23 protein-coding genes are annotated in these 24307 nt (G+C 66.7%); 7 read left to right on the top strand and 16 right to left on the bottom strand.

What is annotated here, in order from left to right; translation table 11 throughout:
- Positions 1–14: 14 nt before the first annotated feature.
- Entirely contained in the window at positions 15–821 is an 807-nt protein-coding gene (locus tag EL272_RS14985) for an ABC transporter ATP-binding protein (protein ID WP_061788084.1), read from the top strand.
- Between the two features lie 203 nt (positions 822–1024).
- Positions 1025–1300: a FitA-like ribbon-helix-helix domain-containing protein gene (locus EL272_RS16115; protein ID WP_390866950.1), complete on the top strand. Its 276-nt coding sequence runs from the start codon at positions 1025–1027 to the stop codon at positions 1298–1300.
- Here EL272_RS16115 and EL272_RS14980 read toward each other — a convergent pair.
- Positions 1279–1995, bottom strand: coding sequence for a TetR/AcrR family transcriptional regulator (locus tag EL272_RS14980; protein ID WP_014848056.1), 717 nt, complete (start codon positions 1993–1995; stop codon positions 1279–1281). The two genes, EL272_RS16115 and EL272_RS14980, sit on opposite strands and share 22 nt — an antisense overlap.
- Positions 1996–2099: 104 nt before the next feature.
- On the opposite strand from EL272_RS14980, the gene EL272_RS14975 reads away from it, so the two are divergent.
- Together EL272_RS14975 and budA are read left to right on the top strand one after the other, a co-directional pair.
- Positions 2100–3038 (top strand): NAD(P)-binding domain-containing protein, encoded by a 939-nt coding sequence (locus tag EL272_RS14975; RefSeq protein WP_061788085.1) that lies wholly within the window; start codon positions 2100–2102, stop codon positions 3036–3038.
- Between the two features lie 159 nt (positions 3039–3197).
- Positions 3198–3923, top strand: a complete 726-nt coding sequence (gene budA, locus EL272_RS14970) for an acetolactate decarboxylase (protein ID WP_014848054.1) — start codon at positions 3198–3200, stop codon at positions 3921–3923.
- Between the two features lie 174 nt (positions 3924–4097).
- Here the strand turns inward: budA and EL272_RS14965 are convergent, their stop codons facing one another.
- The gene (locus tag EL272_RS14965) at positions 4098–5288 is read right to left on the bottom strand and encodes a TerC family protein (protein WP_390849957.1); all 1191 of its coding nucleotides are present in this window, start codon (positions 5286–5288) and stop codon (positions 4098–4100) included.
- A gap of 192 nt (positions 5289–5480) precedes the next feature.
- Between EL272_RS14965 and EL272_RS14960 the strand changes: the two genes are divergently transcribed.
- Positions 5481–7373 (top strand): penicillin-binding transpeptidase domain-containing protein, encoded by a 1893-nt coding sequence (locus EL272_RS14960; protein ID WP_061788121.1) that lies wholly within the window; start codon positions 5481–5483, stop codon positions 7371–7373.
- A 140-nt stretch (positions 7374–7513) separates the two neighbouring features.
- Here EL272_RS14960 and EL272_RS14955 read toward each other — a convergent pair whose 3' ends face one another.
- Positions 7514–8419, bottom strand: coding sequence for a rhomboid family intramembrane serine protease (locus EL272_RS14955; RefSeq protein WP_073970092.1), 906 nt, complete (start codon positions 8417–8419; stop codon positions 7514–7516).
- Positions 8420–8508: 89 nt separating this feature from the next.
- Here EL272_RS14955 and EL272_RS14950 point away from each other — a divergent pair, with 89 nt between their 5' ends.
- Complete coding sequence (locus EL272_RS14950) at positions 8509–9735, top strand: YibE/F family protein (RefSeq protein ID WP_071162219.1); 1227 nt, start codon at positions 8509–8511, stop codon at positions 9733–9735.
- Positions 9736–9757: 22 nt separating this feature from the next.
- Here the strand turns inward: EL272_RS14950 and EL272_RS14945 are convergent, their stop codons facing one another.
- From EL272_RS14945 to EL272_RS14930, 4 genes are all read right to left on the bottom strand, one after another.
- Complete coding sequence (locus tag EL272_RS14945) at positions 9758–11017, bottom strand: ATP-binding protein (protein WP_061788087.1); 1260 nt, start codon at positions 11015–11017, stop codon at positions 9758–9760.
- 327 nt (positions 11018–11344) lie between these two features.
- Positions 11345–11800 (bottom strand): type II toxin-antitoxin system VapC family toxin, encoded by a 456-nt coding sequence (locus tag EL272_RS14940; RefSeq protein WP_390849956.1) that lies wholly within the window; start codon positions 11798–11800, stop codon positions 11345–11347.
- Positions 11778–12026 carry a DUF2191 domain-containing protein gene (locus tag EL272_RS14935; protein ID WP_014848047.1) on the bottom strand — a complete coding sequence of 83 codons (249 nt, stop codon included), beginning with the start codon at positions 12024–12026 and terminating at the stop codon, positions 11778–11780. The genes EL272_RS14940 and EL272_RS14935 overlap by 23 nt, the downstream gene beginning before the upstream one ends.
- Positions 12027–12133: 107 nt before the next feature.
- The gene (locus EL272_RS14930; protein WP_082793895.1) at positions 12134–13201 is read right to left on the bottom strand and encodes a helix-turn-helix domain-containing protein; all 1068 of its coding nucleotides are present in this window, start codon (positions 13199–13201) and stop codon (positions 12134–12136) included.
- A gap of 203 nt (positions 13202–13404) precedes the next feature.
- On the opposite strand from EL272_RS14930, the gene EL272_RS14925 reads away from it, so the two are divergent.
- A complete protein-coding gene (locus EL272_RS14925; RefSeq protein ID WP_061788089.1) occupies positions 13405–15507 on the top strand; it encodes a right-handed parallel beta-helix repeat-containing protein in 2103 nt (700 codons plus the stop codon).
- A 64-nt stretch (positions 15508–15571) separates the two neighbouring features.
- Here the strand turns inward: EL272_RS14925 and EL272_RS14920 are convergent, their stop codons facing one another.
- The 9 genes from EL272_RS14920 to EL272_RS14880 all read right to left on the bottom strand — a co-directional run bounded on the left by EL272_RS14920 (position 15572) and on the right by EL272_RS14880 (position 23986).
- Positions 15572–16045: a hypothetical protein gene (locus EL272_RS14920; RefSeq protein WP_061788090.1), complete on the bottom strand. Its 474-nt coding sequence runs from the start codon at positions 16043–16045 to the stop codon at positions 15572–15574.
- Between the two features lie 47 nt (positions 16046–16092).
- Positions 16093–17718 carry a tetratricopeptide repeat protein gene (locus EL272_RS14915; RefSeq protein ID WP_061788091.1) on the bottom strand — a complete coding sequence of 542 codons (1626 nt, stop codon included), beginning with the start codon at positions 17716–17718 and terminating at the stop codon, positions 16093–16095.
- Positions 17719–17770: 52 nt separating this feature from the next.
- The gene (locus EL272_RS14910) at positions 17771–18193 is read right to left on the bottom strand and encodes a T3SS (YopN, CesT) and YbjN peptide-binding chaperone 1 (RefSeq protein WP_061788092.1); all 423 of its coding nucleotides are present in this window, start codon (positions 18191–18193) and stop codon (positions 17771–17773) included.
- Between the two features lie 268 nt (positions 18194–18461).
- Positions 18462–20006, bottom strand: a complete 1545-nt coding sequence (locus tag EL272_RS14905) for an AAA family ATPase (RefSeq protein ID WP_014848040.1) — start codon at positions 20004–20006, stop codon at positions 18462–18464.
- A gap of 8 nt (positions 20007–20014) precedes the next feature.
- Positions 20015–20578 (bottom strand): hypothetical protein, encoded by a 564-nt coding sequence (locus tag EL272_RS14900; RefSeq protein ID WP_014848039.1) that lies wholly within the window; start codon positions 20576–20578, stop codon positions 20015–20017.
- The gene (locus EL272_RS14895; RefSeq protein ID WP_014848038.1) at positions 20575–20823 is read right to left on the bottom strand and encodes a hypothetical protein; all 249 of its coding nucleotides are present in this window, start codon (positions 20821–20823) and stop codon (positions 20575–20577) included. Before EL272_RS14895 ends, EL272_RS14900 begins: the two co-directional genes overlap by 4 nt.
- 1 nt (position 20824) lies before the next feature.
- Positions 20825–22558, bottom strand: a complete 1734-nt coding sequence (locus tag EL272_RS14890) for a hypothetical protein (protein WP_061788093.1) — start codon at positions 22556–22558, stop codon at positions 20825–20827.
- A 15-nt stretch (positions 22559–22573) separates the two neighbouring features.
- Positions 22574–23032 carry a hypothetical protein gene (locus tag EL272_RS14885; protein ID WP_014848036.1) on the bottom strand — a complete coding sequence of 153 codons (459 nt, stop codon included), beginning with the start codon at positions 23030–23032 and terminating at the stop codon, positions 22574–22576.
- Positions 23033–23071: 39 nt separating this feature from the next.
- The gene (locus EL272_RS14880; protein WP_061788094.1) at positions 23072–23986 is read right to left on the bottom strand and encodes a hypothetical protein; all 915 of its coding nucleotides are present in this window, start codon (positions 23984–23986) and stop codon (positions 23072–23074) included.
- Between the last annotated feature and the right edge of the window lie 321 nt (positions 23987–24307).

Genomic DNA, 24307 nt, shown 5'->3' with positions numbered 1-24307 from the left:
CCCCCGGAGACCCAGTGACCGCGAACCATTCCCTCACAGCCGTCGGACTCGGGCTCGCCTACGGCGACCGCACCGTCATCGACAACCTCGACCTGACCGTCAAACCCGGGGCCATCACCTCCATCGTCGGCGCCAACGGCTGCGGCAAATCCACGCTGCTGCGTTCCCTCGCCCGGCTGCTGCAACCCAGGCACGGACAGGTGCTCCTCGACGGCAAATCCCTCCACGAACAGCCGACCAAGGAGATCGCGAAGGTCCTGGGCCTGCTGCCGCAGTCGCCGACCGCCCCGGAGGGCATCGTCGTCGCCGACCTCGTGGGTCGCGGACGCCACCCCCACCAGGGGATGCTCGGGAGGTGGAGCCCCCGCGACTACGAGGTGGTCGCGGAATCCCTCGCCGCCACCGACACCACCGAGCTGGCCGACCGTCCCGTCGACGAGTTGTCGGGCGGTCAACGGCAGCGCGTGTGGATCGCGATGGCGTTGGCGCAGGAAACCGACGTCCTGCTGCTGGATGAACCCACCACCTACCTCGACGTCGCGAACCAGCTCGAGGTGCTCGACCTGCTGATCGACCTCAACGCCGGGAGGGGAACCACGGTCGTGATGGTGCTGCACGACCTCGGGCTGGCGGCCCGCTACTCCGACGAGCTCATCGCGATGCGCTCCGGAAGCATCCTGGCGCAGGGCACCCCGTCGGATGTGGTGACGGAGGAGACGGTAAAGGAGGTGTTCAGGATCTCCTCGAAGGTGGTGCCGGACCCCGTCTCCGGGGCGCCGCTGGTGATGCCCATCGGCCGGCACCGGGTGAAGGGGGAGTGACGCGGGCAGCTTCGCAGGTCGTCGTCCCGTCGTCCGGTTCGCCTGCCTTGCCGCCGCTCGCCTGTCCTGGCCCGGGTTCGCTTGCCTTGTGGTCGTCTGCTCGCGCTACAGCGCTGGTGAATGACGTGTAGGCAGGCGGAAGGGGAAATGTGAAGCCTCTTGATGCGAGAAAGTATCTCCTGAGGTGATCGCTAGCATTTCTGTTGGGAGGTGTAAGCGGGTCCACCATCACGATCCGAGGGCTCAGCGACGAGGTGCGCGATGAGTTGAAACGTTTTGCGGCTTTGAACAATCGCTCCATGGAAGCCGAGGCGCGTGAGGCTCTCACCAGGCACACTCTCGCCAACTCCGTTCGGGCGCGGGCCGGCGTCTCCGCGATGCGAGTGGTCCGGTGCTCACGGATGACGACCTCTATGACAAGACGGGTGCGCCCAGGTGATCCTCGGCACCTCGGCCATCAGGGACCCGTCCGGTCCTGAAGCTCCTTGAAGCTTCGGTGGGCCAGTTCGTCCAGGAACGCCGCCCCGTTCTCGACGCTGCCGACGTAGTGGCCGAACAGTTCCATGTTGATGCAGCCGAACAGTTCGGTCCAGCCCCGCAGGACGATGAGGATCAGCTCGTCGGGAACATCGCCGGGCATTCCCTGCTCACTGATCCAGTGACGCACCCTCGCGAGGTCCTCCCGCAGCGCCGGGCCCGGTTCCGGTGAGTCCGGCGGCGGCGTCGTCCCCGCTTGCGACCTCATGTCCGAGGCGATCCGGGCCAGCAGGATCGAGATCCGGGACGCGGCCGGGATGGTTTCCGGCGGGGCCTGGTAGCCGGGCACCGGGGTGCCGTAGATGAGGCCGTACTCGTTGCGGTGTTCCAGCGCCCAGGTGCGGGTGGCGTGCCACAGCGCCACCCAGCGACCCTCGTGGTCTCCGCGCGGGATCCTGCCCTCGGCCTCCTCGACGGCTTTTCCCAGCGACTCGTAGGCGTCGACGATCAACAGGGTCAGGAGGTCGTCGCGGCTCTTCACGTAGCGGTACAGGGCGCCGGGGGTGACCTCGAGGTCGCGCGCCAGGGCCCGCATGCCCAGCCCGGAGGCTCCCTGCTCGACGAGGTGCCGGTGTGCGACCTCTAGCAGTCGCCGCGTGAAGGCGTCGCGGGCCTGGCGGCGTGGAGTGGGGGTCATGGTCCCAGTCTCGCACGACACGAAGAACAAAACCGTGAACGCTGTTTACAAAATGGCGTGAACGGTGTTTACTGTTCTTGGGGGGCGACAGAATCGGAGGAAACATGGAACACATCACCGTCATCGGAGCAGGACCGCTCGGCAGGGCCGCGACCCGCTCGCTCGTGGAGGCCGGGCACCGGGTCACGGTCGCCACCCGCAGCGGCACGCAGCTGCCCGGGGCGCAGGCCGCCAGGGCCGACGTCGTCACGGGCGACGGCCTGGAGGCGCTCGCACCCGGGGCCGCGATCCTCGCCTGCTGCGGCATCACCTACACGATCGCCGGGTGGCGCCGCGACTGGCCCCTCGCCATCGACAACCTCATCAAGACGGCGGAGCGGCAGGACGCGACCCTCGTGGTCACGGGGAACTACTACTCCTACGCGCGCGGCCGGATGCCGATGCGCGCCACCGATCCCCTCGACCACCCGCCGTCGGCACTGGGTGAGGTCCGGGCCGAGGTGTCCCGCAGACTGTTCGCCGCCCACGAACAGGGGCGCATCCGCGCGGTCGAGGTGCGGGGGTCGTCCTACCTCGGGGCCGACGCGGGCCCGGGCGCCTACCTCGGGCCGCGGTTCGTGGATCCGCTGCTGGCCAAGGGGGCGACGAGCGTCCTCGGCGATCCCGACCTGCCCTACACCATGACCGCCATCCCCGACTTCGGGCGTCTGCTGGCCCGCGCCGCCACTGATCCGGAGATGCCCGGCCGGGCCTGGCACGTCCCCAGCGCCCCGGCGGTCAGCGTCCGCGAACTGGCCCGGATGTTGCTGCGAGCCGCCGGTCGCGACGACGAACCGAGGTTGCGCAGCATGCCGGCGTCGTTGCTGCGTGTGCTGGGCTGGTTCTCCCCGACGCTGAGGGCGGTGAGGGAGACCCTCCACCAGAACACCGAACCCTTCGTCGCCGACGACACCGACACCCGCGAACTGCTCGGTGAGACCCACATGCCGTTGGAGGAAACGGCGGCGGACATCGTTGCAGCCCGGGGTGGGAAAGCTGCTTGAGTCGGGCTGCTCGCGAGCGGGTGGGCCTGCTTGCCGGGTGCGGATGGTTTCGACTCGGGTCGCTCGTTCCCCGCGACCCGGCTCAGCCAGCTTCGGAAGGGAAGGGCGCTCACGTGCTGGCTCAATCGGCTGTGAGATCGAGGCGTCTACTGTGGGGGCATGACCGCACATGCCGTCACCCGTCACGAAATCTTCCAGACCAGCCTCATCTCCGCCCTCGCCCAAGGCGTCTACGAGGACGAGATGACCCTGGCCGAGCTCCTCGGTCACGGTTCCTTCGGTATCGGCACCTTCAACGGGCTCGACGGCGAGATGATCATCCTGGGCGGTGTCTGCTACCGGCTGCGCGGTGACGGGTCCGTGAGTGTGCCCGAGTTGACGGAACGCACCCCCTACGCCGTCGTGACCAATTTCGTGCCGAGCCTGAGCCGCTCCTTGACGGGTCCGATGACCCGGGAGGAGTTCTCCCGGGCCATCGATGCCTTCGTGCCGAGCTCGAACTACATGTACGCGCTGCGGGTGACCGGCCGATTCGCATGGGCAAGCGCACGCACGGTAACGAAACAGGACCGTCCCTACCGGCCCATGATCGAGGCCACCGACGGCGAGGAGATCGCCCGCCACGAGGACTTCAGCGGGACGATCGCCGGTTTCCGCACACCTTTGTACGAGTCGGGAATCTCGGTGGCAGGCTGCCACGCCCACATCGTCGACGACGACCGCACCTGGGGCGGGCACCTGGTGGATTTCGTCCTGGAGGAGGGCGAGGCCGAACTGTGCCTGGGCACCGACTTCCACATGCGTCTGCCGCTGACCGAGGAGTTCCGCACCGCCGACCTGTCGGAGGACATGACCGAGGAGATCCGCCGGGTAGAGCACCACTGAAACGTCGCCTCGCTTTTTCCCGAGGCGCGAGGCCGGACCACGGCCCGCTTCATGTGAGTTTGATGAAGGATTTCTGCAGGACGCGCTTGCCTTTTCGTGATGTGCCTGCGCTACAGCGCTGGCGTTCGACCGATGGGCTGGCTTTTGCGAGGACGGTGCGGTTCGAGGCGAGGATCAGGCCAGGTCGTCGTGCATCTTGTGAACCTTCTCCAGGGTCGTCTCCAGTCCGCTGGAGTGCATGTAGTCAGCGACGTACTTGGGGTTGTACTTCTCCAGTTCCGCCTCGCGGGTGACGATTTCCTGGTAGAGGGCGTCGCGTTCCTCTTCGGTGTTGTGGTACTCGGTGTGCAGGTAGGAGTGGGCCCGGCGGTCCAGGCTGCGGATTGCGCTGGCGACGAGACCCTTCCGGCTGAGCAGGGAGACCGCGACGGTGATCGTCAGGATGGTGAGGATCACGATCAGCGAGTCGATGTCACCGATGTCCCACACGTCGACGTGTTTCCCGCCGTTGATGAACGGCACGTTGTTCTCGTTGAGGGCGTGGAGGATCAGCTTGATGCCGATGAACCCGAGCACCGCGGTGAGCCCGTACTTGAGGTAGATCAGGCGGTCCAGGAGGTCGTCGATCAGGAAGTACAGTTGCCGCAACCCCATCATCGAGAAAGCCGTCGCCGTGAACACCAGGTACACGTTGGTGGTGACGCCGTAGACGGCGGGAACGGAGTCCAGCGCGAACAACAGGTCGGTGCCGCCGATGGCGATCATCACCAGCAGCATCGGGGTCAGCACCTTGCGGCCGTTCTCGATGGTGAACAGTTTGTCGCCGTCGTAGTGGTCGGTGGTGCGCAGATACTTCTTCGCGATGCGGATGACGAAGTTGTCGGCGTCGCCGGACTCCCCATCCTCCGGGGCCAGCATCCGCCCGGCCGTGATCATCAGGACCAGACCGAAGATGTAGAAGGTCCAGCTCCACGCCTCCAGCATCGCCTTGCCGAGCGCGATGAACCCCGACCTCGTAAGCAGCGCGAAGACGATCCCGAACAGCAACGCCTTCTGCTGATCCTGCCTGGGCACGGCGAAGGACCCCATGATCACCAGGAAGACGAACAGGTTGTCGACGCTAAGCGCCTTCTCCAGCAGCCAGCCGTTGAAATACTGGGTGCCCATCTCGACGCCGCCGAAGATGGTCACCGCGACCCCGAAGAGGATGGCCAGACCCACGTAGATGATGGACCAGACGGTGGCTTCCTTGAGGGTGGGGGCGTGCGCCCTGCGGACGTGGGCGAAGAAATCGAAGGCAAGCAGGCCCGCTATGAGCAGCAGGGTCAGGACCCAGATCCAGAAAGGGACGGACAACCGGTTCACTCCTCGATAGAGATTCGAAGGGCAGTCGCGGGTCGATCCGGGAAAGCGATCTGGGCGACCTCATCAAGGGTACCCGTCTAGGCCGGGGGCAACAATCGTCATCCACTCCGTGCCGTGAACCTCCCGTCGGTTGTGATGGTGGGCCCCGGTAGTCTCGTGGCAGCGAAGTTGTGGAAGGGAGCCGACGTGACCATGAAGACCCCCCGGAGGGCTGTGTTGGCCGCCGTGACGGCCTCGGCGCTGCTGTTCACCGGGTGCTCCCCCGGCGGTTCCGGGCAGGAACGCGACACCCCACCCGACGGGGTGCCGGCCGCTGACGACGTGGTGGCGGGGCTCGCTGCGGGAATCCAGAAACTGGACCTCACAGGCGTGGCGCTGTCCACCCCGCCGGCCGACGCCACCACTGAGCTGAAGACCATCTTCGCGGGCATGGATGACATCACGCCGACGGTGGAACCTGCGGGAATCCGCTACGCAGCCGACGGCAAAACCGCCACCGCGCACCTCAACTACACCTTCCCCGTCGGCCAGGAAGGTTGGAAGTACACCACCACCGTCCCCCTGGAGAACGCAGACGGCAGCTGGCAGGTGACGTGGTCGCCGACGGTGGTGCACGAGAAACTCTCCGCCACGACCCGCCTCAGGCACCAGCGCAGCTGGCCGAAACGCGCCGCCATCAACGACCGCGACGGGGTGGCGCTCGTCGAGGAACGCACCGTCTACCAGGTCGGCATCGACAAGTCGAAGTCCGAGGAGTCCACGTGGCAGGCGGCCGCCACGCAGCTGGCGCAGCTGCTCGGGGTCGACGCCGCCGAATACACCCAGAAGGTCCTGGCGGGCGGCCCCAAACAGTTCGTGGTGGCCAAGACCGTCTCCCAGGACCAGGTTCCCTCCACGGTCTCCAGCATCCCCGGGGCCTTCGTGAAGGAATCCACCGCCAGCGTCGCGCCGTCGGACACGTTCGCCGTCGGGCTGCTCGGCAGGGTCGGGAACCCGTCGAAGGAACAGGTGGAGAAGTCGGGCGGTGCCCTGATGACCTCGGACATGGTCGGGATCAGCGGCCTCCAGCAGCGCTACGACGAGCAGCTGCGTGGGGCGCCGAAGATCAACATCGACGTGGTGGGACGTTCAGGCCAGAACGTCGATCCCGTCTCGTTGTTCTCCCAGGAGGCCAGCGTCGGCAGCTCCATCCAGCTCTCGCTGGACCGCGCCATGCAGGAGAAGGCGGAATCGGTGCTGAACAGTCACGTCAGTTCCGGGATCGCGTCCCTGGTGGTGCTGGACGTCAAGGACGGTGGGGTGCTGGCCGCCGCCAACTCGAAGGGCGCGGGCGAATACCCCTACGCCACCTTCGGGAAGTACGCGCCCGGCTCGACGTTCAAGATCGTCTCGTCGCTGGCGCTGCTGCGCTCCGGCCTGCGCGCCGACTCGGTGGTGCAGTGCCCCGCCACCATGCAGATCGGCGACCACACGCTGAAGAACTACGACGGCTACCCGGCCGACAAGACCGGCAACATCACCCTCACCCAAGCGGTCGCGAACTCCTGCAACACCGCGTTCGGGACTAACGCTGACAAGGTTTCGCAGGAGAAACTGCAACAGGCCGCCGCCACCCTCGGGGTGGGCACCGACTACGACGCCGGGTTCGCCTCCAACTTCGGGAAGGTGCAGTCCGCCAACGCCCCGCTTGATCTCTCGCTCAGCATGATCGGGCAGGGCGGCATCGAGATGTCGCCACTGGGCATGGCGACGGTCTCGGCCAGCGTCGCCTCCGGTGAGACGCGCATCCCGTGGCTGGTGAAGGGACACGAGGCGAAGTCGACGGCCACGCCACTCAGCCCCGACGAGGCATCGCAGCTCCAGACGCTGATGAAGGCCGTCGTCGCGGAGGGGTCGGGCAATGTCCTCCAGGGAGTCATGACCGGAGCCAAGACCGGTACCGCCGAGTTCGGCGACGCCGCCGCCGACACCGCCCACGCCTGGATGATCGCCTGGAACGACAAGTACGCGGTGGCGGCCTTCGTCCAGGACGGCCAGTCGGGTTCCGGGACGGCCGGGCCGATCATCAAAGCCATGTTCAGCTAGGTGTCCGGGGACCGGGGGTCGGGTTTTGGCTACCGGTTGCAGGGTGGTTTCGACTCGGGTCGCTCGTTCCTCGCGACCCGGCTCAACCAGCTTTGAGAGGGGACTCGCGACCCGACTCAACCGGCTTCGTTCGAGAAGGGTCAGCCTGCGATGGTCAACGCCCGGGCCACGATGGCGGCGACGGCCAGCACCGCGACCAGACCCACCAGCGGCCACTGCCAAAGTCGCCGCTGCTCACGGGGAAGCCAGATCAGGGCGGCGGTGACGGCCAGGCCGCCGACCAGGCCGCCGAGGTGCCCCTGCCAGGAAATGAAGCTGGATCCCACGAAGGTGATGGCCACGTTCACGCCCAACCAGACGAGGATGGTGCGCACGTCGCCGTGGTGTTTCCAGGCGATCAGCAGCACCGCCCCCATCATCCCGAAGATCGCCCCGGAGGCACCCATGGTCGTGGTGTAGGGAGCGGAGAACCACACCACCGCCGCCGACCCGGTCAACGCCGAAGCCAGGTAGAGCGCCAGGAACCGGGCGCGTCCCAGCACCGATTCGAGCTGCGGGCCGAGCACGTAGAGAGCCACCATGTTGAAGGCGATGTGGATGACGTCGAGGTGGGTGAAGGCGTTGGTCAGCACCTGCCACCAGGCCCCGGACGCGACGCCCTCTGTCCACGTCGCCCCGATGGCGGCGCACTGGGCAGGGGAATCCACCGCGAGGATGTAACGCTCCGTCGCGCAGAATCCCTGGGCCTGGATCGCAAGCATCCTGAACAGGGGGCTTTCCTCGCCTCCGGTCAGCAGAATGGCCAGCCAGATCACCGCATTGATCCCGACCAGCACCTGCGACGTCAGGGCGGGCCGGGTGCTGCGGGCGCCGCCGTAGGGCAGCTGCCCCTGACGGGTCTGCCTGCGACCCGCGGCGACGCAGTCTGGGCACTGGAATCCGACGGAACCCGCCACCATGCACCGCGGACAGATGGGACGGTGGCAGCGTTGGCAGACGATCCCCGTGGTCTGGTCGGGGTGCCGGTAGCAGACGCTCTCTAGCATGGCCGCAAGGCTACCCGCCGGGATCGTTGTCCCGTGCGATTCGTTTCGGAACAAGGTGGGGCCGGACCCGCCGAGTATCGTGTTTTCCCATGGGAGCAGGGCATTCGCATTCTCATTCAACGGAGGGGCTGGAACACGTCGGGGTGAACTGGACGGCACGCAACGTCCTGATCGGTTTCCTGGCGGTGCTCGGGGTGCTAACGGTGGCCGGGTTGATCTGGCTGTGGCCATCGGGACAGGACCTGTCGTCGAAGGTGAACAAGATCTACGACGCCCAGAACCTCACCCACGAGAGCGCCACAATCACCGACATCAAGGACGGTTGCGACACTCAGCAGGTGGGGCAGGCGAAATGTCTGACGGCGACGGTCACCATCAACACCGGCGAGGACGCGGGCAAATCGGTGGAGATCGCACTGCTCGGCCCGCAGGCGCAGTCCGGGTTGAAGCCCGGGGACGTGATGGAGGTGAATCGCATCAACGCCGGCGACGAACCCGTTTGGTCCTATTCATCGGCCAATCGCCTCCCGGTGCTGGGGGTGCTGGCCGCACTGTTCGTCGTCGTGGTGCTGGCGGTGGCGCGTTGGAAGGGATTGTTCGCGCTGCTGGGGCTCGGGTTCGCCGGGGCGGTGCTCGTCGGATTCATGCTGCCGGCGCTCATCACCGGCAAACCGGGTATCGCCGTGGCGCTGGTCGGGGGCACGGCGATCATGTTCGTGGTGCTCTACGTGGCGCACGGTGTCTCGATCCGGACGTCGACGGCCCTCGCCGGCACGCTGCTCGGGCTGGCGATCACGGTCGGGCTGGGAGCGCTGTCCGCGGAGTTCGCCCGGTTGTCGGGTTTCGCCGACGAGAACGAGTACGACCTGGCGCAGCTCCTGCCCGGGATGAACTTCCGGGAGCTGTTGATGGTGGGCATCATCGTCGGCGGGCTCGGTGTGCTCAACGACGTGACCATCACGCAGAGCTCGGCGGTGTGGGAGCTGCGTGCCGCGGCCCCGAAGATGAGTCGCGGGAAACTGTTCGCGGCCGGCATGCGGATCGGTCGCGACCACATCGCGTCCACCATCTACACCATCGTCTTCGCCTACGCGGGCGGTTCCATGGCGGTGCTGCTGCTGCTCTACTTCACCGACCGTCCCGCCACCGCCCTGCTGAACGCGGAAATGTTCGCGGGCGAGATCGTCCGTACCCTCGGCAGCGCCATCGGCCTGGTGCTGAGCGTCCCCATCACGACCGGCATCGCGGCCCTGACCGTCGCCTCCCCCGAACCGGAACCGCGGGGACGGCACGCTATGGGTGTCGATGTGGAGTGAGGGAAGGCCGGCTCCTCGCTCTTCAGGACAGCAGTCCGAGGGGAATGACCGCGACCCCGTCGTCGCGACGGTAGGCGTATTCGCCGGTGGTGACGACCACCTTGTCGACGAGGCGCCCGCCGATGCGATCGCCCAGCCAGTGGAGGTGCCGCACATCGGCATCGTCGGGGTCGCGGGTCAATTTGACCTCGATGGCCACCACCCTGCCCGCGGTGTTCTCGACGATGAGGTCGATCTCGTGGTCCCCGTTGCGGGTTCGCAGGTGCGATGTTCGCAGCCCGGTAGCCGTGGCACGTGCCCTCACGCACAAGGTGACCAAGGCCTCGAAGAGCTGCCCCAGGATCTCCCCCGAGCCCGGGGCACCGCTGAGCAGTTTCGCGGGGGTGACGTCGAGGAGACGGGCCGCCAGCGCCGGGTCGAGCAGCTGATGCTTTGGCCCGGTTTTGAGCCTGGCCAGCGGGGCCAGCGACGTGGTCCAGCCCGGGACGGGGTCGAGCACCCAGATCCGGGCGAGGAGGTCGCGGTAGGTCTGGGTTGCGGCGCGGCTGGGTTTGTCGGTCTCGCCGGCGGTTGCCGCCCCCAGGATTGCCGTGTAGGAGGCCGGCGTTGATGTTGCGGCGGCGTAGGCGGTGAGCCAGGCCATCAAGGCCTGGGGGCGCCGGACCAGCACCCCCTCCTCGGGAAGGTCGCGGTCGACGATGCGGGCGAGGTAGCTGTCGAGCTGGAGGCCCAGGGCGGCGGGACGGATGCCGCGCAGGCCGGGCAGCCCGGAGGCGCATATTTCCTCGGCGTAGTCGGGCAGTCTGAGCGGGCTGTGTCCCTCGATCGTCGCTTCGCGTTCCAGGAGCTTGGCGACATCGATTCCGCCCGGGGCGACACCGCGTTCGGTGAGCGACATCGGTCGCATGACGAGGGATGCGATGCGTCCCGCGCCGGAATGGCTGGTGGTGCCCGGCCGTGGGGTGGCGCTGCCGGTGAGCAGGACGGCCAGGTCGCGGCGACGGTCCACCGCGCGACGGACGCGATCCCACACCGGTGGATAATGCTGCCATTCGTCGATGAGGACCGCTTCGTCGATGCCGAGCAGGGCATCCGTGTCGGCGCGCAGTGCTGACAGGGTGTGTGGGTCGTCGAGTTCAAGGACACGCTGCACGCGACGGCGTGCGGTCTCGGTCTTGCCAACTGCCTTGGCCCCCTCGATCGCGATGGCGGGCACGTCGGGGAAGACCTTGTCCAGGAGGTCATCCAAGGCCCTGCGCAAGTACTTCACAAGCCTTACCATACAAAACGCAGGATTCCTACTGGTCAAAACGCATGATTTCTACCAGTCAAAACGCCGAACCGTGGCAGGTCGGGACGAGCGGTGGAGATCCTCGTCCGCCGCGTCGTTGCGGGTTCGCAGGTGCGATGTCCGCAGCCCGGCGACCGTGGCACCTGCCCTCACGCACAAGCTGACCAGAGACTCGAAGATCCGTGGCGCAACGAGGCGATTGCACGACATCCCGAAGAACAAGTGCAGGTGCCAGTGAGGCTGCTGCACCCGAGTAATGGGTCCGCTGACGGATGAGGGTCCCGGGCTGGGCCGTCCTGTTCTGGAGCGTGGGTGGGTTCAGCGGCGACCGGGATTGGTGTCGAAGGGGCGACGCCATCTGAGCCCGGGGAAACGGGCAAATCCGGCGTCCGTGGTGATGAAGGTGGCGCCGACCTCGATGGCCATGGCCGCCAGAAATGCGTCGGGAATGACATTGCCCCGGGCCCCGAGTTCTCGGCAGAGGTTCTCGAAGATCCGCCAGTGCTCTCTTCCGGGGCGGATGCGGACCGCCGATGGGGCTGTCAGCACCGTCTGGCAGAAGTCCAGTGCCACGTCGGGAGGCGTCGGGTCACGAAAGACCCGGTGGTTCGTGACAATCCTGAGGAAACCGGACAGGATCTGCTCGGAGATCCCGAAGGGTTCGTCTCCCGACAAAGCGTCAGTGAGCCATGTTTTGTGCTCGTCGAATCGAGGGGATTCGGGCCGGTGCGCGTAGATGAAGAGATTGACATCAGCAAGCAGCACGGTCGCCATCCTCAAGGAGGACCGCGAGGGCTTCCTTGTCCTCAAGGTCGACGCCCGGTTGGAAGCCGCTACCGCCGAAGGTCGGCAGTGTGATTTTGTGGCGTGGCTGTGGTTGCTCTGCGAGCAGGACCTGCAGACTGTCAGAGATCACGTCGCTCAGAGTCTTCCCTTGGGAGGCTGCCCGTTCCTTGGCGCGACGCAGCAGTCCTTCGTCCAACGTGATCGTGGTGCGCATGGATGCATCATAACGTCTGTCATCTGCATCAAGATGCATGCCGGCTCGTCGCGTTGGTCTGCCCCTAAGCGGCGGGTGGTGTCGGGACAGGCCACCGGTGCCATGGATCACTCGCCTTCGCTCTTGGCCAGTTGTGCCCGCAGATCGTTGGTGGACATTCCCATCAGCGCCGCCACGGGCCGCAGCGTGATGTGCCCCTTACGGTGGGCGGCCAGCAGGTCGCGCAGCAGGAGGGCCGGGATGCGGGGTTGGGAGGCCTCGGCCACGCGGGCGGCGTAGTCCTGCTGCCTGCCCAAGGTCTCTATGACGCGATCCATCTCCACCGCCAGCAACCGGTTCCGTTCGGTCCCGTCGATCAGCTTCAGGTTCCCCAGCCGGTGGGCCAGCGCGGTTGGCGAGACCTGCAGTTCCCAGACGAGCTCCTCGAACCAGAGCGAGCCCCGGTGGACGCGATCCGCCAGGGCTGCCTCCGGCATCAGCAACTCCGCGGCGAACGCGTTGGCCCGCATCTCGCCCTCCCCGCCACGGGTGTAGACGTTCTCGTCGGTGTGGAGCTGCTGGTCGTCGCTGGCCGCCAGGTGCCCCAGCTCGTGGGCCAGGGTGAACCGCTGACGGGCGGGGACGGTGGAGGTGGCGGCCAGGATCAGCCGGGCCGAACCGGTTGCCGCCGCGAGCCCGTCGAGCTGTCCGAGGGGCTGGATGGCCACGTCGACGCCGAGGTCCGTCTCGATCAGCGCCGCCAAGTTGGCCGCCTGCTCCACAGGGGAGCGGAAGCTGCGGCGCAGCCGCTTGGCCAGTCCGATGCCCTGTAGGACCCAGCGGTTGCCCTTCAGGTCCCCGGCCTCGAAGCGGATCTGTTGGGGGAAACCGAAACCCTCCAGGGCGTCGCGCAGGTTCGTCAGCTCCCGGGCGCGGCTGAGCGCGGCACCGGCGCTGACCCCGTCCGCCCCAGTACGTGCAGCCGCGGCGAAACCGGCCTCGGCGCCCGTCAGTAGCCAGTCGACGGTGACGCCGCCCTGCTCCGCCACGAGCGCCAGCTCCAAGGACGTAAACCTCCTACTGCCCGCGAGGGATTTGGACAGCTTGGTCTTCTCAATGCCGACGCGGGCCCCGAACTCCATTTGGGTCAGGCCTGCTTCCTTGATCAACTGTCGCACCCGTTCCTCAACACCCATGGGAACGAGCCTAAAAGCAAGTTGCTCTAATCGCAACAAGTTGCGTTATACTCTACCGGTAGTACCGCAGCGACGGTAAGAAGATCGCCGCGATCCTGAAACGACACGTTCGGCGACGGGCAGGGCCCGCCGGGGGGTGACCCGTGGCCTGGGAGGGGGATAGGGTCGGGGTAGTCCAACACTCGAAGACGAGAGGCGACCACATGCGTCGAGTACTTGCGATGATGTCCGTCCTGGCCCTGGGGGCCGCGGTGCCATTGCAGAACGAGGCGGCAGCGGACGGGGGGACCGTGATCCACGTCTCGGTCAGCAGCGGCTCCGACTCTGGGGACGGCTCTGCCACCAGTCCTTACAAAACGATTTCAACTGCCCTGACGAAGGCCTCCGACGGCGACACGATCGAACTCGCCGAGGGCGTCTACCAGGAGGGTGAGCTGATGGTCACCAAATCGGTCACCATCACCGCCGCCTCCGGGGCCAAGCCCGTGATCTCGGGTGCGAAGAGCCCCGACACGTGGAAGGACGCCGGCAACGGCACCTGGGCCACCGCCAACGACATGGTGCGGTTCTGCGACGTCTGCACCACCAACGCCGACCCGTCCGTCGAGGGCATGGCGGCCCATCCCGAACAGGTTTTCGTCGACGGCCAGCCCCTGACCCAGGTGGCGACGAGGGCCGAGGTTACCGCGTCCACCTTCTTCGTCGACGACCCCGACCCCGTGACCCTGAAGGATCCAAAGAACAACCGGGCCGGCTACAACGTCAAACCACACACCGGAACCTCCTACGTCATCGGCGTCAATCCCGCCGAACACAAGGTGGAGGTGGTCCAGCACTCGCGGGCCCTCACCGTCACGACGGACAAGGTCAGCCTCAAGAACCTCACGGTCGAGAAGTACGCGCCCGTGCAGGCCTGGGACTACAAGGACCCCCAGATCGGCACCCTGAGCGGCGGCGCCATGGTGCTGGCCGGCGGCCAGGGACTCAAGATCGAGAACTCGGCCTTCCGCTACGCATCGGCCGCCACCGCCCTGGCCATCACCGACGCCAAGGAGGCCACGATCAGCGGGAACACCATCGAGAACAACGGGGCCGTCGGGTTCGGGATCAACCGGTCCAGCAACGTCAACGTCGAGAAGAACCGGTGGACGTCGAACAACACGGCGGGCTTCAACACCACCTCCTGCGGCGCCTACTGCACCATCGGCGACACCAAGATCACGCACTCGGAGGGTATCCGCTACGCCTACAACACCGTCGACTACTCGAACGCCGGCACCGACGTCTCCAAGCCCGACACCTACAAGAATGACCAGCGGGCCGGGGTCTGGTTCGACGAGGGGGTCATAAACTCCCAGGTGATCGGCAACTACTTCGTCAACGTGCCGGTGGCGATCTTCAACGAGGTCTCCTCCAAGAACATGATCGCCTCCAACATCATCGAGGGCGCGGGCATCGGCATTCACGTCTCCGGATCGGACAACACCCAGATCTGGAACAACACCATCTCGCACGCGCTGACCAGCATCGCGATCCGGGAGGACTCGCGCTCCAAGGGCTGCAACGCCCGCAAGGAGGACGGCAGCTGCGCGGCCGAGGAGAAATGGAGCATCGAACACGGATTGTCGTGGGACACCACCGGCACCGAGGTGTTCAACAACATCCTCTCCTCCGAGCAGTCCAGCGCGCTGGCCGACGACAAGTGGCGCTATTCGGCGACGCTTCAGGTCGTGGGCGGCAAGAACGACGACGGTTCCGGCGCTTTCTACGCCAACGAAATGGTCGCGGGCATCGACCACAACGCCTACTACCGGGCACCCGCGCAACCGGAGGTGCCGAACACCACCGTGATGTGGAACTGGGGACCGGACAGGTTGAAAGAATCCGTCAATGCGGAAACCCTCTCCGAGTTCACCAACAACGAACACGTGAAGGTTTCCGATCGTGAGGCCAACGGCCTGGACCTGCGCGGCACCCGCGAGGAGAACCCGCTCTTCGTGAGGGAAGCGGCGGATCCGACGGCGTGGAAGACCTCCGACTTCCACCCGAAGCCCGGCGGTCCCGCGGTCGCTTCGGGCCGGCCGCTGCCTGAGAACGTCGCGAAGGCCCTCGGAAAGCAGGCCGGGGTGGCCGTGGACCGCGGCGCCCTGTTCAACGCGGCCTGGCAGGACGGCGAACCGTCGGCCCCGCCGTCGTCGCCCACCCCAACCTCATCCGGTACGCCGACACCGTCGCCCAGCGACCCCCGCGGCGGCAAGATGAAACCGGGGCTCCCGAGGACCGGGATCCCGGCCCGGACCGCCTGACGACGGACGGGAAACAGTGGAAAACGGGTGCCGACCCTTGGTCGGCACCCGTTTCATCTGATCTTTAGAAAAGCGCAGCGACCAGCCAGGTGGCGCCGATCAAATACAATGCGGCATAGACCAGGTGCAGCGGCAGGTTGAGTTTCGTGTAGAGGTCGATTTCTGGTTCCGTCAACTCTTTTCCGCTCGCCATTTTCTCCTCGACCTTCCCGAATCCCGTGACGACGTGTATCGTCAGGAAGATCGGGAGGATGGCCAGCGCGTAGACCTGCGCGGGCAGCGGATGGGTGGAGTGGTTCAGCAGCAGCGAGACTGCGGCGAACACCATCTGGAGTGCGAAACAGATTCGGTAGAGAGCCTTCGTGTTCGAGTCGGTGCGGAACGGCGCATAGCTTGCCTGGAGCTCCTTCACCCTGCCATTTCTCAGCATGTAGGTGTAATAGGAGCCCAGCGTGATGACGTAGCTGGTCAGGTACCCGATCAGCACGGCACAGAGAATTGTGTTCGTCAGATACGTGAATTTTCCAATGAATTCCACGGCTTCATCCTAGGAGCCGTGTCAACAGGGTCCCGGGTCATTCCTCGTCATTCCTCGAAACCGAAGCGTTGCGCCAGGGCCGCGGCGTGGGCGAGCCAGTCGTCGCGGTCGACCGGATCGCAGTCCGCGTAGCTGCGGGCCGACAGGTGGGACAGGCGGGCCAGGCCCGGGTGCCCCGGCTGGATGGCCAGGGCGTCGCGGAAACTGGTGGCGGCCCTGCGCCACATCGCCCGGTGCTCGGGATGCTCGGGCGATATCAGCTCGCCCAGGCGCGCCGACGTGGTGCCCAGGTCCCACAACGCCCGGAGACTGCCCGGGAGGGCCTCCGCGATGCTCTGCTGGATGGCCAGGGCCTCCAGGTAGTGCTCGGCGGCCCGGACGGGGTCGCTGAGGGCGGTGATCCCGCCGAGCTGGACGAGGGCGATGGCGAGGTCGCGAGCGGCCCGGATGTTCCCGGGATGGGCTGCCACGGCTGCCCGTCGCAGACCGAGGCATTCCTTGGACAGCGACAGCGCCTGCTCGGGGTCGGTGTGCTCCAGCAGGATCGTGACGTTGCTTAGAGCGGCGGCCAGGTCGTGTGCGGCCTGGAGATTCCCGGGCTGCGCCGCGGCGAGTTCCCGCAGGATCCCCAGCGCGCGCTGGTAGTACCCGAGGGCCTGCTCGGGATCGGTTCCGGACAGCAGGGTCGCGATGTCGTTGAGGGACGAGGCCAGGCCGTGCCGGAGCGAGAGATTGTGGGGCCAGGCGTCGGTGAGTTCCGTGTTCACGTCCAGGGAGCGCCGGTACAGGGCCAAGGCCTGCTCCGGATCGATGGGGGTCAGCATCTCCGCTACGTTGCGCAGCGCGATGCACAGGTCCAGGCGGATCCGTCCGCTGTCGTCGCGATAGTGCTCCGCCAGGAACTCGGTGATCTCCAGGGACTCCCGGTAGTGGGCGAGCGCCTGGGTGGGATCGGTGTCGCGCAGCATCCTGCTGATGTCGTTCAGGGCGACGGAGGTGTCCCGCTTGAGCTGCGGGTCGTCGGGGTGCTGTCCCGCGAGGTCCCGGGTGATCTCCAGGGCGCGCCGGTAGTGGGTCAGGGCCGTGGGCGGGTCGGTGGTGTGGAGGGCGTCGGCCAGCCTGGCGTTGGCCTCGGCCTCGGCCCGGGTGCCGGTGCCTGCCAGCTTGACGCAGGCGTCCAGCAGGATGGTCCTGAGCCGCGTGTCCTCGGGGGCGGCCAGCGCGACGCTCCGGAGGAACTGGGGAATCTGCGTCACCAAACCGGGGTTCGAACCCAGCGGCCGGGACAGGACGCCCAGCAGCGCGTCGACCTCCCACGGCTCGGGGAAACCCGCCTGATCCTCCGCGACCTGCTCGGCGCGGTCGATGACGTAGCGGTCGATCGTCGCGTCCTCGTCGGTCAGCAGCGGGGCGGCGGCCTCGGCGACCTCCTGACCGAGCGTCCCCGTCGCCCCGGGAGGATCGGCCCCGTCCCGGACGAGCCCCCGGACCTCGAGGAGGTGGCGGACCGCGGCCCGGGCGTCGTCGGTGAGGTCGGGGACGAGGCCCTCGACCCAGGGCCAGACCACCCGTCTCCCGGGCGTCGCGGCCGCGAGCAGCAGGACCCGGGATGCCCCGGGGGCGGTGCGTTCCAGCTCTTCGAGGACTGCTTTCAGGTCGAGCGGTGCTGGCATGGTTGGCTCCTGTCCGTTTCACCGCTAAGTCTGGTCGACCGGGGCGCAGAGGTCACCCCTCGTGGGAGAGTTGACCGCCGAAGCGTTTCTTGAGAGCGGGGCCGTCGCTGTCGGCGGACTTGAGCATGCCGATGGCGGCCCAGGTCAGCGTTTCCGCGGTCAGGTTCTTCACCATCAGGGTGTGCCGGAACTCCATGACCAGGGAGCCGTTGAGGTCTTCGAGGTACAGGTGTCCGAGCGCGTAGGAGTTGTCGAAGGCGACGAACTTCAGCAGGTCGGGGGTGAGCCTGAGGTCCCTCAGAACCGGGATCTCGATGGTGACGAACGAGGCGTCGTCCTCGGTGTTGACCCAGATGAAGGCCCGCGCCGACCCGTAACGCAGGGTGAAGGTGTTCTCGTCGGCCTTCTGCAGGTTGCTGTCGATCTTGAGCAGCAGGTTCTGCACCTTGAAGAGGGCGGCGGGGTCGGGTTTCATGGCGATCCTTCGTGGTCGTGTGCCGGGCTGTCCCGGAACGATTGGAGTCGTAGCCAACATACTTGCCGACCGGCGATCCCGGCATCCCGGGCCGGGACGTTTCGCGATCGCCCGGGCGTTCTCGCCGCTGCTCCCCGCGGTTCGCTTGCCTTGCGGTCGTGTGCCTGCGCTGTAGCGCTGGCGTTTGTCCACAAGGCAGGCGTTCCCGTCGGGAAGGCCGGCGGACGTCGGGAAGGCTGGTGTTCGACCAGTGCCTGCGCCGGATCCCCTACAGGATCACCACCCTGCGACCCGCCGGGGCCGCCGGGACGTTCGAGGCGACGTGGCGTGCCGCAGGGACGCATCGGGTGCTGCCCCAGGACCGGATCGCCGCGAGATCCTCCGGGTTGGTCTGGGAGAACGGCACCACGTTGGTGAAGAATTTCTTGATCTCCGGTTCCGGCGGCAGCCCGGGCATCCGGTCGACGTAGACCTTGGTGGCGATGTCGTGGATCACCGCGTCGATGTCCGACCCCGAGAACCCGTCCGTCAGGGTCACCAGGTCGGTAAGCAGTTCCTGTGACGGCTCCGCCCCGAGGTATTTGCGGAAGTACAGGCCGATGATCTCCTCCCTGTCCGGCGCCTCCGGCAGGTCGACGAAGAACAGCTCGTCGAAGCGTCCCTTCCGCAGCAGCTCCGGCGGCAGGGTCGACACGTCGTTGGCGGTGGCCACCATGAACACCTTCGCCGTCAACTCCTGCATCCAGAACAGGAACTGCCCGATCAGGCGACGGGTGGTGCCGCCGTCGGATCCCTGCGCCAGGCCCTTCTCGATCTCGTCGATCCACAGCACGCACGGTGCGACGCGCTCTGCGGTCGCGAGGGCCTCCCGCAGTCTCCCCTCCGACTGTCCCACGTACATGCCCAGCACGGAGGCCATGTCCAGGCGGTACAGCGGCAGCCCCCACTGCGAGGCGATGGCCTTCGCCGACAGCGACTTGCCGCACCCCGGCACCCCCACCAGCAGCACCCCTTTCGGCGGGTGCAGCGGGGTGTCCGTCAGGTCGGCCTTCATCAGCTGTTCCCGCGGCCGCAGCCAGTCCTTCAGGTTCCCCAGCCCGCCGACGGTGAAGTCCTCCCGCAGGGGGATGCGTTCGATGCCGCTCAGGTCCCCGAAGATCCGGTCCTTGAAGAAGCTGAGCTCCGAGAGGTCCTCGTTCCGCACCACCCCTTTGGCGACGAGGCTCGCCACCACGTTGATGGCCTCCATCTCCGTGATACCTGCGAGGATCTCGGCGGCGCGCGTGACCTCCGTGTCCCCCCACTCGATCTGCACCACCTGCCGGTGGTCGTCGATCATTCCCGCCACCACCAGGCGCATCTCGTCCTTGTTCGGCAGCTCCAGGGCGACGCTCATGCCCAGCCGGGACAGCCCCGTCCACACCGGGGACGAGGAGATCAGGATGATGGTGCCCTGCCGCGACTCGGCCAGCCGCACCAGTTCCGCGAAGTAGCGTGACATGGAGCTCTCCTGGTCCAGGTCCTCCACATCGGTGAAGATGAAGTTCGCGTTGGCGCGCGACTTGAACGTGGAACGCGCCTGCTCCATTGCCAGCGCCAGCGACGTGTCCTCGCTGTGAAGCTGCCGGGTCAGCAGCTCCCTGATGCCGTCGCTCAGCGAGTGTTCGAAGAACGTCAGGGCGCGCATGTGGTTGGCGCACTCGGTGATCAGCGACATCACCCGCGTGGGTTCTATCGACTGGATCACGATCAACGGCACCCGGGCGCTCAGGTAGCGCTGCACGAGGTTCTGGGTTTCCAAGAAGTTGGGCATGGTTCCTTTCAGAGGATGCGGCGATGCGACCAGCGGTTCGCGGGACTGGCGTGATGGGCGGGAGGTGCCGGCGGGGGTGCGGCGGGCGGCGGGTCGGCGGCGAGCACGGCGGTGATCGGGTTCTGTTTCACCACCAGCAGCCGTGCCCCCCAGAACGTGGCCTGCCCCGGCTCCTGGGCCGCCATGTCGCGCATCTGCTGTTCGAGTTCCCCTTGCATGCGGGTGACATCACGGGTGCACCCGTCGTCCAGGACCTTGCGGAGCGCCTCCGGGAGTCCCGGATGCCGGGCCAGTTCGACGCGCCGGCGCAGGTATCGCCGGGATCCCGCCAGCGCCCGGGCCAGCTCGAAATCCGTCCGCGCTTCCTGCGTCGTCCTGCTCAGGTTCTCCTGCCAGGCGTCGGTGACCGCCTGGATGGCCTCGGTGATGTGGTCGACCAGCCTGGAGAAGGCCTCGGGGGACAGGTCCTCCTCGGCCAAGGCGGGCAGCCCGGTCAGGTCCTGTTGCGGATTGGTGCGCCAGTCCCTCAGGGTCAGCACCCAGGTTTCGTAGTCGGAGCGTCCAGGGATCATGCCGATCCCCGTTTGACGAACAGCTCACCGGGTGGCAGCGGCTCCCACTCGGGCAGATCGCCGGCTATGAGCCGTTCCCGGCCGGTGAGGGCCTTGCCCTTGTCGCGGCCGGGCCGCAACACGTTGCGCTGCACCAGCGGGGCCTCCGGGGGTGGGGTGTTGCCGCGCGGTACGAAACGCGACGCGGCCGGGCGGCGGACGACGGCGGGGGCTTCGGGTGGGATCGGAGTCGTCGGTTCGGACATGTCAGTTCTCCTTGACGGTGGTGGGCCAGCCGTCGATCAACTCCAGCAGGGGGGCCTCGAAGGCGTCCAGTTCCTTGTAGGTCAGGTTCGCATCGGTGAGTTCGGCCATGGCATTGCGGTAGAGCTGGACGGAGTGGTCGTAGGCCTCCTGCCTGATGTGTTCCAGTGCCTTGACCTCCTGGGCGGCGGCTTTCTTCTTCTGCTCGCCCAGGTACCAGATGACCCCCGCGCCGATGAGCGCCGCGAGGAGCCCCGCGATCGGGTTGATGACGAGCAGCACGACCGCGATACCGGCGGCGATCAGGGCGGGTTGCAGGTAGTACTTGTTGCCGAAACGGGCCCGTTCGATCTTCGGGTTCATGGTGTTGCCCCAGGCATCCCGCAGGAGCCCTTCCGCGGCCTGCTGACCGGAGTTGACGTGAACCTTGGCGCCGACGAAACCGTGGGCGGAGGCGTGGTTGGAGTGGTTCGGGTTGAAATCGAGGACGATGTCGGTTTCCTCCTTCGCCCGGTAGCCGCTGCAGTAGCGGCCGACCGCGGTGCGGAAGTCGTCCCGGGCCACGCCGATCGCCATTTTCTGGGTGTTGATGCTGATGCCGAGCAGTTCAGGACTGATCGCACCCATGGTCTGGATGGTCACCACGTCGTTGGTTTCCTCCAGAGCCTCCTGCAACAGCTCCGCCTTCTTCTCCGCCCGGTTCAGGTCCCCCCGTTCCTCGATCACGGCCTCGTGGTAGGTGACCTCGCGTCTGAGGGGCAGCTCCTCGGCGTCGAACTCCGTCACCAGCGTGTCGAGGATGTCATCCAGGAGGTCCTCCAGGGAGGTGGGTGGCGGCGCCTCGTGGTCGCGCACCTGCCGGTACTTCGCCAAAACCTCGGGCAGCGCCGAGGCCGCCTCCATGTTCTCCCGGATGGTGTTCCACTGGGCGCACAGGTGTCGCAGGGTCTGGTACTCGTTGCTGCCGAGCTGGAGCTGGTGGGATGCCAGTTCGGAGGTCCAGCGCCCGACCTGCTCCTCGACGGCCTCCGGGTGCTGCCGGAGCTGCTTGGACCACTCGGCCAGTTTCGCGGAGAGCAGTTCGTTGCCCTCCGGTCCGAAGGCGTTGCAGGAACTGGCCTCGAGGATGACCGCGAACTCCCGGGTCAGCGCCGACGGGTCGAGTGAGGCCATGTAGTGGCGCAGCCAACGCACCGAACCGGACATGCGTCCCTGCCTGCGCAGCACCAGGGTGAAGAACAGGCTGGTCTTGTGGCGGTCGCGGGAGAAGGCCTCCTGGACCGACTTCTCGGCGATGTCCTGGCGGTCGTGGGACCAGGCCGCCAGAGCCACCAGGGCCGGGGCCAGCCAGTAGCGGGGGGTCTGGATCATCAGTTCCTCGGCGACGTTGGTCGCCACGGCGTTGGAGATGTTGCCCACGTCGAAGCCCTGCAACAGGCCGACGGAGGTGCGGCGGACCACGGAGTAGTGCCCGAACTCCCGGTCCAGCTGCGCCTTGAGGTCCACGATCTTCACCTGCGACTGCTGCACCGCGGCGACGCGGGCGGCTTCCTCGACGAACTGCTGGAACTCCTCGCGGAGATCAGCCAGCTCCGAGCGGGTCAGCTGCAGATCGTTGCGGACGGTTCCGAGATTCGCCTGGACACCGTCTATCTGGCTTCCGAGATTGTTTATGATCTCGCGTCCCACTTCGTTGATCTGCCGGGACAGGGGGGTCAGGTCGATGGATGTTGACATGGTTCTCCTGCGTTCTCAGGTGACGGGGTTGCCGTCGGGGCGGACGGGAATCACGGCGCCGTCACTGTAGACCTCGATGAAGGCGTAGGCATCGTTCCGGGCCAGGGGGCGGGCCATGGCGAACTCGGGTGGCACGGGTTCGTTGTGCTTGAAGTGCCGGACGATGTCGCCGGAAAAAGTGAGGATGTGATCCAGGTACGGTTCCCCGAGCCAGCATTTTGCGAACAGGCCCACCGGCATGCCGCCACCGGAGTCGTTGTAGAGACCCCCGACGAAGTCGAGCAGTTCCCGTTTGGTGCGTTCGTCGGTGGCGGTGTCGAGTTTCCGGATCGCGCCCAGGAGTTCGCCGGTGCGTCGCCTGGCCCGGTTGCTCCGCTCGTAGGGGGTGACAAGAGCTTCGCCGTGTCTCTCTCCGGCGGTGGTCCCGGGGGGTGCAACAACGCGGCGGTTACCGGGCCGTCTGATGAGCTCCATCGGTTTCCTCCTGGTCCAAGATCTATGACGGACGAAAACTCAACCGGCCGTGTCGAGATCCTTCAGTATGGTGAGGATATCGGGGGTGACCCGGTCCGGGGCATGGCCTCCGATCTTGTCGGCCGCCAGCTGGAAAGCCCTCGGTCGCGACAAGCCGTCTATGCGCAGGTGTTTGTAGAGGGCGACGAGCTGTTTGCCGAGCACCACGGCCGTGAGGTCGATGTCGGTGGCAGCGTGCTCCTCCCGCAGCTCCTCGAATGCCCCGTTGCTGAGCAGCGGGGTCGTCAGGTTCTCGTGAACCCAGCGCGGTCCCAGGGTTCGTCTCGCGATGTCCGTGACGAACGCGATGTCCTTCTTGATCTCCTCCCGGCTGGGGATGTGGCCGTCGGGCAGTTTGGCACGTTCCTCGACGAGCCCGTCGACGGGCCAGCGCCCGGGGACGTGGGCGGGGGTGAACGGGTAGGACCGCATGATCCGGAACAGCCTGGTCAGCCATTCCCTGCGGAGGTCGCCGAGGCTCTCGAACCGCGCCACCACACGACCCGCGGCGCCGTCGTTGCGGGTGGGTTTGGCCTGGGCTCCGATCCGGACCCGTTCGGCGCGTTTCTGTTCCGAAAGCTGGCTTCTGGCCACCCGGGCCAGGTAGGCGGGGAGGTTCTTGACGGTGCGGTCCGGGTGACGGCTGTTGTACCGGGTGAGCTGGTTCACCATGCGTTCGATCAGGTCGTGGTGAAGATCCAGGCATCCGGTTTCCTGGCAGGCGGGGTGCAGTCCCGTGCCATCGGGGTCCTTGCGGCCGTAGGGAGCTGTCCGGGTGGGGCAGTCCGCCAGGTGGTGGAACCGGGCCGATCTCTCGGCCCGGGCGACGCGCCAGGCCGCCTCGGCGACGGGGGCGATGTCGATGCCGCGCCAGTCCACATCCTTGGTTGTTCCGGCTGCGGCTTCCCCCGTCATGGCCAAAAGCTTTTCGCAACCACCTGACGAAGGTGAGTGGAGGGCGCGAAACTGGCACAGAAATGACACAGGCCGGATTCTGCGCGCAAAGCCAACCGCGCGGCACAGCCGAGACAATCAAGAGTCTAGTTACCGGAAGACCCCACCCACAGGGGCGTTGTGTCGGCTTTCTGGCGGACACGTCCATGACGTGTGGCCGTCCGTCATGGAGGATCGAACAGGAAGGAACCCGGTGGAATCATCACGAGAGCAGCTGCACGACGAACGGAGGTGCGCCCTTTGGGGGGTGGTGTGGGTCGCGCGCAGATGTGAGGGGCTTCG

Origin of the sequence: Arachnia propionica, from assembly GCF_900637725.1 — a bacterium.
In the GTDB taxonomy this organism is placed as follows: domain Bacteria; phylum Actinomycetota; class Actinomycetes; order Propionibacteriales; family Propionibacteriaceae; genus Arachnia; species Arachnia propionica.
Note: the sequence above shows the minus strand (reverse complement) of the source record. Positions and strands in the feature narration are given on the sequence as shown.

What these genes read in the sequence shown, in the direction of transcription:
- EL272_RS14980 (WP_014848056.1), bottom strand. Translation starts at nt 1,995, where the DNA reads ATGACCCCCACTCCACGCCGCCAGGCCCGCGACGCCTTCACGCGGCGA.
- EL272_RS14975 (WP_061788085.1), top strand. Translation starts at nt 2,100, where the DNA reads ATGGAACACATCACCGTCATCGGAGCAGGACCGCTCGGCAGGGCCGCG.
- budA (WP_014848054.1), top strand. Translation starts at nt 3,198, where the DNA reads ATGACCGCACATGCCGTCACCCGTCACGAAATCTTCCAGACCAGCCTC.
- EL272_RS14960 (WP_061788121.1), top strand. Translation starts at nt 5,481, where the DNA reads ATGAAGACCCCCCGGAGGGCTGTGTTGGCCGCCGTGACGGCCTCGGCG.
- EL272_RS14955 (WP_073970092.1), bottom strand. Translation starts at nt 8,419, where the DNA reads ATGCTAGAGAGCGTCTGCTACCGGCACCCCGACCAGACCACGGGGATC.
- EL272_RS14950 (WP_071162219.1), top strand. Translation starts at nt 8,509, where the DNA reads ATGGGAGCAGGGCATTCGCATTCTCATTCAACGGAGGGGCTGGAACAC.
- EL272_RS14945 (WP_061788087.1), bottom strand. Translation starts at nt 11,017, where the DNA reads ATGGTAAGGCTTGTGAAGTACTTGCGCAGGGCCTTGGATGACCTCCTG.
- EL272_RS14940 (WP_390849956.1), bottom strand. Translation starts at nt 11,800, where the DNA reads ATGGCGACCGTGCTGCTTGCTGATGTCAATCTCTTCATCTACGCGCAC.
- EL272_RS14935 (WP_014848047.1), bottom strand. Translation starts at nt 12,026, where the DNA reads ATGCGCACCACGATCACGTTGGACGAAGGACTGCTGCGTCGCGCCAAG.
- EL272_RS14930 (WP_082793895.1), bottom strand. Translation starts at nt 13,201, where the DNA reads ATGGGTGTTGAGGAACGGGTGCGACAGTTGATCAAGGAAGCAGGCCTG.
- EL272_RS14925 (WP_061788089.1), top strand. Translation starts at nt 13,405, where the DNA reads ATGCGTCGAGTACTTGCGATGATGTCCGTCCTGGCCCTGGGGGCCGCG.
- EL272_RS14915 (WP_061788091.1), bottom strand. Translation starts at nt 17,718, where the DNA reads ATGCCAGCACCGCTCGACCTGAAAGCAGTCCTCGAAGAGCTGGAACGC.
- EL272_RS14910 (WP_061788092.1), bottom strand. Translation starts at nt 18,193, where the DNA reads ATGAAACCCGACCCCGCCGCCCTCTTCAAGGTGCAGAACCTGCTGCTC.
- EL272_RS14905 (WP_014848040.1), bottom strand. Translation starts at nt 20,006, where the DNA reads ATGCCCAACTTCTTGGAAACCCAGAACCTCGTGCAGCGCTACCTGAGC.
- EL272_RS14900 (WP_014848039.1), bottom strand. Translation starts at nt 20,578, where the DNA reads ATGATCCCTGGACGCTCCGACTACGAAACCTGGGTGCTGACCCTGAGG.
- EL272_RS14895 (WP_014848038.1), bottom strand. Translation starts at nt 20,823, where the DNA reads ATGTCCGAACCGACGACTCCGATCCCACCCGAAGCCCCCGCCGTCGTC.
- EL272_RS14890 (WP_061788093.1), bottom strand. Translation starts at nt 22,558, where the DNA reads ATGTCAACATCCATCGACCTGACCCCCCTGTCCCGGCAGATCAACGAA.
- EL272_RS14885 (WP_014848036.1), bottom strand. Translation starts at nt 23,032, where the DNA reads ATGGAGCTCATCAGACGGCCCGGTAACCGCCGCGTTGTTGCACCCCCC.
- EL272_RS14880 (WP_061788094.1), bottom strand. Translation starts at nt 23,986, where the DNA reads ATGACGGGGGAAGCCGCAGCCGGAACAACCAAGGATGTGGACTGGCGC.